General features: G+C 54.0%; 7 protein-coding genes. All 7 read right to left on the bottom strand.

Annotation, left to right across the window (positions count from 1 at the left end; translation table 11 throughout):
- Positions 1 to 6: 6 nt before the first annotated feature.
- The 7 genes from MESS2_RS05435 to rfbA are packed head-to-tail and all read right to left on the bottom strand — an operon-like array spanning position 7 to position 10,075.
- Positions 7 to 732, bottom strand: coding sequence for an O-methyltransferase (locus MESS2_RS05435; RefSeq protein WP_008873099.1), 726 nt, complete (start codon positions 730 to 732; stop codon positions 7 to 9).
- A gap of 45 nt (positions 733 to 777) precedes the next feature.
- Positions 778 to 1,557: a class I SAM-dependent methyltransferase gene (locus tag MESS2_RS05430; protein WP_157357617.1), complete on the bottom strand. Its 780-nt coding sequence runs from the start codon at positions 1,555 to 1,557 to the stop codon at positions 778 to 780.
- Between the two features lie 22 nt (positions 1,558 to 1,579).
- Positions 1,580 to 6,655, bottom strand: a complete 5,076-nt coding sequence (locus tag MESS2_RS30160) for a glycosyltransferase (protein WP_083918377.1) — start codon at positions 6,653 to 6,655, stop codon at positions 1,580 to 1,582.
- Positions 6,652 to 7,560, bottom strand: coding sequence for a dTDP-4-dehydrorhamnose reductase (rfbD, locus tag MESS2_RS05420; protein ID WP_008873096.1), 909 nt, complete (start codon positions 7,558 to 7,560; stop codon positions 6,652 to 6,654). Before rfbD ends, MESS2_RS30160 begins: the two co-directional genes overlap by 4 nt.
- The gene (rfbB, locus tag MESS2_RS05415; protein ID WP_008873095.1) at positions 7,557 to 8,627 is read right to left on the bottom strand and encodes a dTDP-glucose 4,6-dehydratase; all 1,071 of its coding nucleotides are present in this window, start codon (positions 8,625 to 8,627) and stop codon (positions 7,557 to 7,559) included. Before rfbB ends, rfbD begins: the two co-directional genes overlap by 4 nt.
- 10 nt (positions 8,628 to 8,637) lie before the next feature.
- Positions 8,638 to 9,192, bottom strand: coding sequence for a dTDP-4-dehydrorhamnose 3,5-epimerase (gene rfbC / locus MESS2_RS05410; RefSeq protein WP_008873094.1), 555 nt, complete (start codon positions 9,190 to 9,192; stop codon positions 8,638 to 8,640).
- 1 nt (position 9,193) lies between these two features.
- Positions 9,194 to 10,075: a glucose-1-phosphate thymidylyltransferase RfbA gene (gene rfbA / locus MESS2_RS05405; protein WP_008873093.1), complete on the bottom strand. Its 882-nt coding sequence runs from the start codon at positions 10,073 to 10,075 to the stop codon at positions 9,194 to 9,196.
- Positions 10,076 to 10,143: the final 68 nt, after the last annotated feature.

Below are 10,143 nucleotides of genomic sequence, written 5' to 3'. Positions count from 1 at the left end.
TTAGTTTTAGATATCTTTTCTCCTGAAAACGCCGCAACAACCGTAAATGCCCACAAATTCGAACAGATTGATATCAAGCGAATCTTCAATACCGGCTATGATCCCATATTCGTTTCTGGTTTCCCCCAGTCCGGTGCGCCTCGAATTCCGCTTGTCGTTGAAATCATGGAACACGCAGAACGAACCGGGCTCAATCAATTGTTTCAACCTATGGCATGCCTTCACAACGTGCTCATAGGCATGCGAATGATCAATGAAGGAAAACCCAAACTTTCGATTGCTATCCACTAAGCGTTGGCAGGTAGCGTCGGCGTCTCCCACTTCAAGACGAATGGTTCCATCTACTCCGCGAGCCGTGAGGTTTTTATGAGCTGCCGCTGAAATCTCCGGTGACAACTCCATGGAGACGATTTCAGCCTTACGCCCAGAATTTGCAACTGCTTTGGCGAGAATATAGGCGGATAGTCCCTCGTTCGTGCCAAACTCGAGAATATCTCCTTCGGCAAATCTGGCCAGCTCATAGAGCTTCAGCGCGTCTTCTCGCCTCAACCATCCTGGTATTCCGATATCTATAAGACTGCCTCGCATAGGGCAATTTCTAAGGAATGTCTGAAACTCGTCAATGTCCGGACCGGCGTAGGAATAGTTGGGTTTGTAGCCCATGTTGGGCTGGAACTGTCCGACTGTAATCGCCCGATCTGAGTGGTATGTGAGGTGCGCGTTTGCCGCCATAACCAACCCTCCTCGTAAATAGTTTTCTCGCCGCCATAGGAAATGTTACTTCCTCAGAACTGTCCAAAATTCGTTTCGACCCCGTCTGGTCGACTCAACGTGCTCCACCGACAATCTAACCAGGCCTGCCAGCCGCAAATCATTGATGACGATTTCGAAAGAACTTGGAGTGAACACCCAACAGTGAGCATCAGTATACTCGTTGCTGGCAATTTCTGATCGCTTTATCGCTTCACTAAAACTGAATCTTGATTTGAATTCCGAAGGCGGCATTCCATTCCAAATTTCTTCGGCATCTACCTTTTGATGGTAATAAAAATGATCAAATATCTGCCATTTATCTGGCCTAGAAAGCTTTTCCTCATGCGCGCGTACCATTTGGATCGCAGTACTCTCCGATCGAAAATAGTCAAAGGTGTAACTCCGATCCGGGATAGCGAGGAAGACAGCTCCTCCCGGTCTAAGTAGCGCTTCGATCTCTTTAAGCCATGTCACAACGTCTGCGATGTGCTCGATTACATGACTTCCACTTATTAAATCGAATTTCGCATCGATGTACCTTGCAAATAGGTGATCCTTGACTACATAGTCGACATCGACTGCTCTATCAAAATTCCTTTTTTTATTATTTTTGTGCATGTCAAGCAATTCTTCTTTACCGAACCAATCTGCGTATTTCACCATATCCCCAAGTTCTTTCCTGAATACTGGGTTATCAAACGCACCGAGTTCCAAAATCGAACCAAAACGCGGCAGTATTCGTTCAAGATATTCCCGTCTTTCAACAGCGACTCTTGATAGAACAGATTGAGGACTAACGAGCATCGATACTCCACTCCCGAAAATCTCAGTCGACTCCACCACCGACAATTTTCACTTCTGGCTGTACGGCGGACAAATCCTTGACGATATTGTCCAGCTGTTCTGCCGCCGCCTTCATTCCATGATGATGAAGCATCTCGTCAAATGCCCTGGCAACTATCTGGCGCTTTTCATCCGGTCTTTCGATTGCGTGCCGTAAACTGTCCGTCCAGGCTTCAACGTTATTATCAACTAGGTAACCCGTTACTCCTGATCGAACGGCGGACTTGTATGGCTCGACCGCGCTGTAGAGTCCACATAATTTGGCCGCGGAATATTCATAGAATTTCAACGGCGACTTTGCGGCGTTGAATGATGTGTCATCGAGCGGGGCAACAGCAATGTCCATTTCCGCCGCGAAATTTCTGAACCATGGTACAAAATTCGAGTAGGCCTTATACTTATCTTTGATATTGACATTTTCGAACCAGTTTTCAGATATATCGGTAATGCCAATGGTAAAGAATCGGAGATTCGGAAATTCAGACCGCAAGACCCTGATTGGCTGCTCCAAAAGTGCGAGATCTGCGCTATGGGTTTTTGTTCCCATGTAAACTATGCGGATTTCCTGGCTAGCACGCTTTTGGAGGCTGGGAACTCCGAGGTCATCCGAGCCGGAAGCAATTGGGCCAAACCAGAGCCGCTCGCTTAGCGCATTCTCCGCAATCGCAACTGAACTGTTAATGGTTCGGAGACGATCGGCCAAAATCGGCGTAGACGCGATGACGACGTCAGCCGTCTGAGCGATTGATTTTACCGATTGCTTGAATGCTTCGTAGTTCACAGTCAGATCTCGTCGGTCGCCCATGCCGATCAAGTCGTCGTCTATCTCGAAAATGACTTTCGTGCCGCTAGAGGAGCATGCCGACGTAAATTTGGCCAGATCATTTGGCTGCAAAGCCGTACGCTGAACGAGGATAGCGTTAAACTGGCCGACCACCGATTCATTGGCTACATCACCGGGCTGGACGAGATCATATCTGACAGGTCGTCGTATGTTATCGCGGATTTTTTCCAAAACTCTGATGTGACTTGAAGCGGGATAACTTGGGCCATTTCCGGGCAGGACCACTCCGACACGGGGACGATGCAGCCCCTCAGAGAGGTGTATCTCTCGCGTCAGTAGATTGCGATATATTTCGTCATAGTACTGCGACATCCAAAGCGTGGAGTTGGTACGGCCGATCTCGTCCTGCCATAGACGCACTTGATCGACTTTTTGCGAATAGTCCTCGAAATCCTGGGTGATCGCCTGCAATCGTTCAAACAATATCTGCGGCGAGGAATTTTCAAGAAGCCATCCGCCTCCCGTTTGGCGAATGCGTTCGGCCACCGCGCCGAAGTCCAGCGCCAGCACGGGCAGCCCGCACGCCCACATCTCCGTCAAGGTATGGCAAAATGTTTCAGGCCAAATCGAGAAGATAGCGCCGAAATGAGGCCGGATCTTCTCCACCTTCTGAATGAACTCTTCGCGCTTATAGGGTCCGTGGAAGACGAAATTCTTTGTCAGCGGTATTGTCGTTCTGCCGAGGAGATGGAACTCAAATATTCCGTCCTTATCCAACTCCGCTAGAGATTCAAGTATCCCAGCACCTTTTGAAATATCTATGTTTCCAGGTACCAATATGCGAATTTTTTCTTTTATCGATCTAGCGGTTGTGGTTACATTTTTTATTTCCAGATCGCGGCCATGCGGAATCACAACAAATGGTTTTTTCTGCATGGCAGGATAGATTTGCGTGATCTGATCACGCGATCCATGCGAAGTGGTCACGTAACTATCGCAGTGTGCCAGCATCTCGCTCATCGCCGATTGCCAGTCTTTTATGGCGTTGCGCTTTAACGGAGGGAAGTCTGGATCGGTCCACAATTCATGTTTGCACTGGCCGAGCGAAGCAGTACACGTCCCACCGCAAAACTGTAAATTCTCATCAAGAAGTTTGACCGTTGGGCAAATGGTATAGAAGTCATGAAATGAAAAAACGACCGGCACCTGCAAAGATTTGCAGATTGCCGGCAGTTTGAGGCTATGCCAAGCTATGTGCCGAATATGCACGAGCTCAATTTGATGCTGGATTAAAAGTTGTCGGACGATCGCGTCATATTCCTCCGAAGCATGTGGGAATGCTTTGAGCGGCTGCTCAAGCTTGACGGTTTCCAATAGTATTTGCTCGCGTCCAGCGATTTGGAAAAATTCGACGGTTTTCGCATCGCAACGCAATAGATAGGCCTCGTAGCGGTCGTGCAAAGCCTCCATAAGATCTTGATTGGTTTGTGGAGTGCCGCCAGTTCGGGTCGATACGACGAACACGGCGCGGGGGCGCACCCCGTTCTGTTGCAGCAGGACAGAGGCAGCCTCGCCAACTCTTTGGCGTGCAGCCGAAGCGATTGGATCGTCAATAAAGCTGCGAACGCGATTCGAGTATTCCGGGTACCGTTTGTCGACAACAGCGCGACCGTCTTTCATCAATTGCGTTTTTTCATCACCAAAACTGGCTGAGCGCACATGGTGAATCAGAGTCGCGTCATCGATCACATGCTGCCAGCCCTTCCTACCGGCGCGCATGCAGAAATCGTTCTCTTCGCCGTAGCCACGCGGAAACGTCTCGGCATCAAGTGTGCCGACTTCATCAATACAAGCCCGCCTGACAAACATGCAGAAGCCATTTCCGGTCGGAACTTTGGGGTAATGCCGCTTGCTGTTACGCGTGACGAGACGAGCGTAGTCATCGAGTTCCAACCATGTCGGGATGGGGTTCTTCTTGCCAATCTCCGGCGCCGAAAACGCCCCGGCATTGTCCGAAAATGGTGTCGCTGTGGCGATACGATCTTCCGAGTACGCCGCGAATTGAAGATTGCGTAGCCACTGCGGCGTGACGATTGTATCTGAATTTAGAAATACGACGTCCGCTGAGCCAGCCAATTCAATTCCACGATTGATCGTTCTCGTGAAACCAAGATTGGTTTCGTTGTGGACCACTTCGACATTGGGCAAATCAGTATACTGGGCCAACACCTCCCTTATTTCCGGATTCGGACTGGCATCGTTTATCACAATGAGTCGAACTGAGGGGTCGCTGTGCCGCAAAACCGACCGGATGCATTCATCCGTTTCTTGTGGAGCATTGTAGACGGGGACAATGATTGCGACAGAATTAAACTGCGCTTCTATGCGCTCGCGAATATATCTGGCTTCGACTTGTTCGGTTGCGGGCCCTGGCGATCGCTGAGCAACCGAAGGCGTCGTAACTCCTTCGGTGCGTTTAATAGCGAGCACGTTTCGATAGTATTTGTAACGCGTAGCCCAAAGGCGAGGTGTAATGGTCCACCAAGCCAACTTCGCAAGAAGTCTAGCTGGAGCGCGTATCCGGGCAGGCATAGCGCGAACCGGCGCAGTGATACGCCAAGACGTGGATGTTAAAAGTTCATGCTTTTCTCGACGAAGACCAACGAGCTGAGTTTCGAGTTCTCGCAACTGATAGGAGAGTACGGTATTTTGACGAGAGACGCGCCTAACTTCCTCGCGCTCGGCCTCGACCTCGCGTTGCCCGCTGCTGGCATCCGCTTGAGCAGCTGTGAGTCGCTCTGCAAGATCAGAGAGGTTGCGATTTAAAGCGCTTATCTGCTCGTCGCTCATCTTCAATTGAGATCGAAGACCGTCGAGTTCCGCGTTTTGGCGCTCTGTTTCTGCGTTAGCCAAAATCAACGCATCGCTAGTTGCGGACAATTCTTTGGTCAAATTTACATTTTTACCCTGAAAATCCCTGTTGGCGCGAAAATATTCTATAGCTCTGACGCTCAGGATAGTTTCCTCGTACTTCAGAAGTGATTGTTTCAAAATCTTCGACGCGTCGCGACTCTGAAACACTTCGGCGATCGTATTCCAGTGGCTATCCAACTTTCTGATTTGAGCGGAATGTACTTCCCCTAACAATGAAACGTGCTGGTCCCTGTTGAAGTCGGTCAATTGTCTGATTGCATCCGGCCATTGCTCATTGAGCAGGCTGGGTAGACCAGCTTCAGACATCAGTCCCGCAAACTTGATCATTTTCGGTGATGCTACAATAACGCCTGGAACCCTAAACGCTGATGCGGTGATAAAACCATGCATTGAAGAGCCCAGATACGCTACAGAATTAGCGATACAAGCTGCCACTTCTACCAAGCTGAGAGGGCGGTCAATCACCAAAGGGGACGTTTTCATGCAACGCGCGACGTTCCTTGCCAGTTCGTCATCGCCGTGGCATGGCCCGATAGCTATAAGAATTCCTTTTGCATCAAGCCTTTGGCAAAGGCCATCAAGAAGGCTTCCAATTTGTCCGATATTAGCGCCGCCCAGATACCTCGAATTTACGTGGATCACTACGGTGCGCTCGGCCGAAGACATACCGCGAGCAGCAAACGCATTTTGATAGGCTTTAGCTAGCTGCTCAGCGGTCCATATCTTGTCAATCTCCCAGGCAGAATCTGGAGCCACCACAATGTTTAGATTAGGAGCCACTTCCTTCAACAGGTCGCAACTTTGTTCGTCCCTGACAGACACATAATCCGTTCGTTCCAAACAGGCGCGGAACAAAGCCCGCAGCGATTTGGGTAGAGGAGCGGGGACGCCTGGCGCGTTCCAACATATGGGAGATGATCTGGTATTTCCTGCCGCCACCCCGGCCCAAAGATTTGCATAGCCGAGCAGTGGAATAGTTCCCCGACTGTATGCTTCGAGTTCAGAGATGTTAGCGCGGATAATGTTACCGCCGCCGACGAGAAAGCCGCTGTACGACGAACGGTTCTGCGAAAAGGCCTCCCATCCTAAGCTGGTCGGGCTGTCACTCCACACGGGAGAGCTACCAGCCGGCGATACGGCCTCCAGGTTTAGATCGTGCAAACCCTCACGCAAGCGTCGTTCCGCGAGCAAAGGGAAGAGAAGGTCGCCGTAGTTTTCAACGTCAAATGTGCCCAGTTGCGCAATTCTTACAGGTTTCGCCTTAGCGCGCGTTTTTGGTGCGGGCTGATCGACGGCCTGCTGGCCGGATGCCTCGTGCCAATTTTTCGGAGTCTTGTTCATGCGTTCAGTGCCTGTTTTGTCTCGCCGCCCGGGAGACGACGTACCACCGTCTCAGTCGACTTCCGCCATTCAGGAACATTCCATGCGAATATGGCTGCGAACTTCTCCGTCGAGAGTCGTGAGTTCATAGGGCGACGGGCTTTTGTCGGGAAATCGGCCGTGGCTATGTCCCTCACCGCAGCATAGGGCCCACCAAACGCCTGGCTTGTGTCCAGGATATGACGGGCAAAGCCGCTCCAGTTGGTCTCGCCGGTTCCCGCCAGATGATAGACGCCGAAGGAAGCAAAGCCCTTGTTGCCATGCAGCATCGCCGCCAAATGCAGGATCGCATCGGCAATATCAAGCGCGGAAGTGGGATTTCCCCACTGGTCGGCCACCACGGCTATCTCGTCGCGATCGGCTGCCAGCTTCAGCATCGTCTTGACGAAATTCCTGCCGAACGGGCTGTAGACCCACGCCGTGCGCAGGATGAGGTGACGCGGGTTGGCCCTGGCGACCGCGTGCTCGCCAGCCAGCTTCGAGGCGCCGTAGACGCTGCGCGGAGCGGGTTCATCATCTTCGCTATAGGCCCTCTCGCCGCTTCCGTCGAAGACATAGTCGGTCGACAGATGGATGACGGGAACGCCAAGCGCTGCCGCGGCTGAGGCGACATGACCGGCTCCGGCGCCGTTGACGGCAAAGGCAAGCTCGGGTTCGTCCTCGGCCCGATCCACCGCTGTGTAGGCGGCGGCGGACACGATCAGGTCGGGCCGGACGCCTGCCAGCGCCGGCGCGATGGTCTCAGGCTTCGCCAGGTCGAGTTCAGGCCTGCCGAGCGCGATCACCTCGACGTCCGGGTGCGCATGCGCACGTTCGACAAGGCTGCTTGCGACCTGGCCCTCGCGTCCGGTGACGACAAGCCTCACGCGGCACCCTTGCGGGCTTCGCCTAGCCGCTCGCCGGCGTAGCGCTCGCTGCGGATCGGACCCCACCACCATTCGTTCTGAAGGTACCAATCGACCGTCCGGGCGAGGCCGCTGTCGAAGCTCTCGCGCGGTTTCCAGCCGAGATCGCGCTCGATCTTCGAGGCGTCGACCGCATAGCGCCGGTCATGGCCCGGGCGGTCGGTGACGAAGGTGATGAGATCGCGATAACGCCGGCCGGCGGGGCGCGGCCGCCTGTTGTCGAGTATGTCGCAGATCGCTTGTACCACCGCCAGATTGGTGCGTTCCGAGCCACCGCCGACATTATAGCTCTCGCCGACCACACCGCGCGTCGCGACAATGGCCAGGGCGCGCGCATGGTCTTCGACGAAAAGCCAGTCGCGCACATTCGCGCCGGCGCCATAGACCGGCAACGGCTTCTCGTCGAGCGCGTTCAAAATGACGAGCGGGATCAGCTTTTCGGGGAAATGGAACGGACCGTAATTGTTCGAACAGTTCGACAGGACGACCGGCAGGCCGTAGGTGTCGTGCCATGCACGCACCAGATGATCGGACGCGGCCTTCGACGCCGAATAGGGCGACGATGGCGCATAGGGCGTCTGTTCGGTGAAAATACCGCTGTCGAAGGGCAGGTCGCCGAACACCTCATCGGTCGAAACATGATGGAAGCGAAACTGGCCTTTCTTCACGTCGGGAAGTCCGCGCCAATATTCCAGGGCCGAATTGAGCATCCGGTAGGTGCCGACGATATTGGTCTCGATGAATGCTCCCGGCCCGTCGATCGACCGGTCGACATGGCTTTCGGCGGCAAGATGCATGACGATGTCGATGTCGTCGTGGTGCAGCACCTCCAGGATCGTCCTGTCGTCACAGATGTCGGCGTGCACGAATCTGTAATTGTGCGCGTTTTCGATAGACCGCAACGAGGCGAGGTTTCCCGCATAGGTGAGCTTGTCGATGTTGGTCACGCGGTAGGCTGGATTGCCGCACAAATGCCGGCACACCGCCGAGCCGATGAAGCCGGCACCTCCAGTCACCAGAAAATTCATGCTGCTCTCCTCACGCAAATACCTCAGCCGCGGCGAGTGCCGGCGCATTGAGATCCTTGTCCGAAAGCTGGAACCCGCCAGATAGCGATGGCCATTTGATGCCGATGGCGGGATCGTCGAAACGGATCGATCGGTCATGCTCCGGCGAATAGGTGTCGGTGACCTTGTACAGCACCTCGGTGTCCGGCACGAGCGTGACGAAACCGTGCGCAAAGCCTTTCGGCACCAAAATCTGATTGCCCTTTTCGGCGGAGATCTCGAGGGCGACCCATTTTCCGAATGTCTTCGAGCTGCGGCGTATATCGACCGCGACGTCAAGAATCCTGCCGCGGACAACGCGCAGCAGCTTGCCCTGGGTGCGTGGGGGAAGTTGATAGTGAAGCCCCCGCAAAATACCCGTCGCGGCGGAATAGGAATGATTGTCCTGGACGAAACGCAGATCGATGCCTGCCTCTGAAAACCGCTCCTCATTGTAGGTTTCGACAAAGAACCCCCGCGCATCGCCGAAGCGCTTCGGAACGATCTCCAGCACGCCATCGAGACCGAGCGGCCTGATCTCCAGCACCCTAGTTCTCCGTCAACTCGACGACACGCCGGCGCAAATAGGCGGCGTATTCGTTCTTGCCCAAGCGGGTGGCACGCTGCAGAACCTTGTCCGCCGTCAGCCAGCCCTGCTCGAAAGCGATCTCCTCCGGGCAGGCGACCTTGATGCCCTGGCGATGTTCGATGGTGCGCACGAAGGAAGAGGCTTCATGCAGGCTGTCATGGGTGCCGGTGTCGAGCCAGGCATAGCCTCGGCCGAGTTGATGGACCTGCAACTGGCCGCGTTCGAGGTAGACGTTGTTGACCGCCGTGATCTCGAGTTCGCCACGCTCCGAGGGCCGGATCGTCGGGGCTATGTTCACGACATCGTTATCGTAGAAATAGAGACCGGTGATTGCCCAATTCGACTTCGGCGCTTCCGGCTTTTCCTCGATCGTCAAGGCGGAGCCACTGACCTTGTCGAACGAAACCACGCCATAGCGCTGCGGATCCTCGACATGGTAGGCGAACACCGAGGCACCGCTTTTGCGTGAAGCTGCCTTGCGGCAGAGTTGCGACAGCCCTTCCCCGAAATAGATGTTGTCGCCGAGGATCATCGACACACTGTCATTGCCGATGAAGTCGCGGCCAATGATGAAGGCTTCAGCAAGGCCGTTGGGATGAGGCTGCTCGGCATAAGACATATCAAGGCCGAACTCCGAGCCGTCGCCGAGCAGGTCCCTAAAAACCGGCAGGTCGCGCGGGGTCGAGATGACGAGAATCTCACGGATACCCGCGAGCATCAATACGCTCAGCGGATAGTAGATCATCGGCTTGTCGTATATTGGCAGGATTTGCTTGGAAACCGCCAGTGTCAGCGGGTAAAGTCGGGTTCCGCTGCCCCCGGCCAGGATAATGCCTTTCAACAAGCTCTCCTAAAACCTTCGCTCCCCCGACCGGCGCGATTTGAGCGTGTTAGGTTTTGAACCATGGC

It is taken from the genome of Mesorhizobium metallidurans STM 2683 (assembly GCF_000350085.1).
Taxonomy (GTDB): domain Bacteria; phylum Pseudomonadota; class Alphaproteobacteria; order Rhizobiales; family Rhizobiaceae; genus Mesorhizobium; species Mesorhizobium metallidurans.
Note: the sequence above shows the minus strand (reverse complement) of the source record. Positions and strands in the feature narration are given on the sequence as shown.

Coding starts and splice junctions, on each gene's coding strand:
- MESS2_RS05435 (WP_008873099.1), bottom strand. CDS start 732: ATGGCGGCAAACGCGCACCTCACATACCACTCAGATCGGGCGATTACA.
- MESS2_RS05430 (WP_157357617.1), bottom strand. CDS start 1,557: ATGCTCGTTAGTCCTCAATCTGTTCTATCAAGAGTCGCTGTTGAAAGA.
- MESS2_RS30160 (WP_083918377.1), bottom strand. CDS start 6,655: ATGAACAAGACTCCGAAAAATTGGCACGAGGCATCCGGCCAGCAGGCC.
- rfbB (WP_008873095.1), bottom strand. CDS start 8,627: ATGAATTTTCTGGTGACTGGAGGTGCCGGCTTCATCGGCTCGGCGGTG.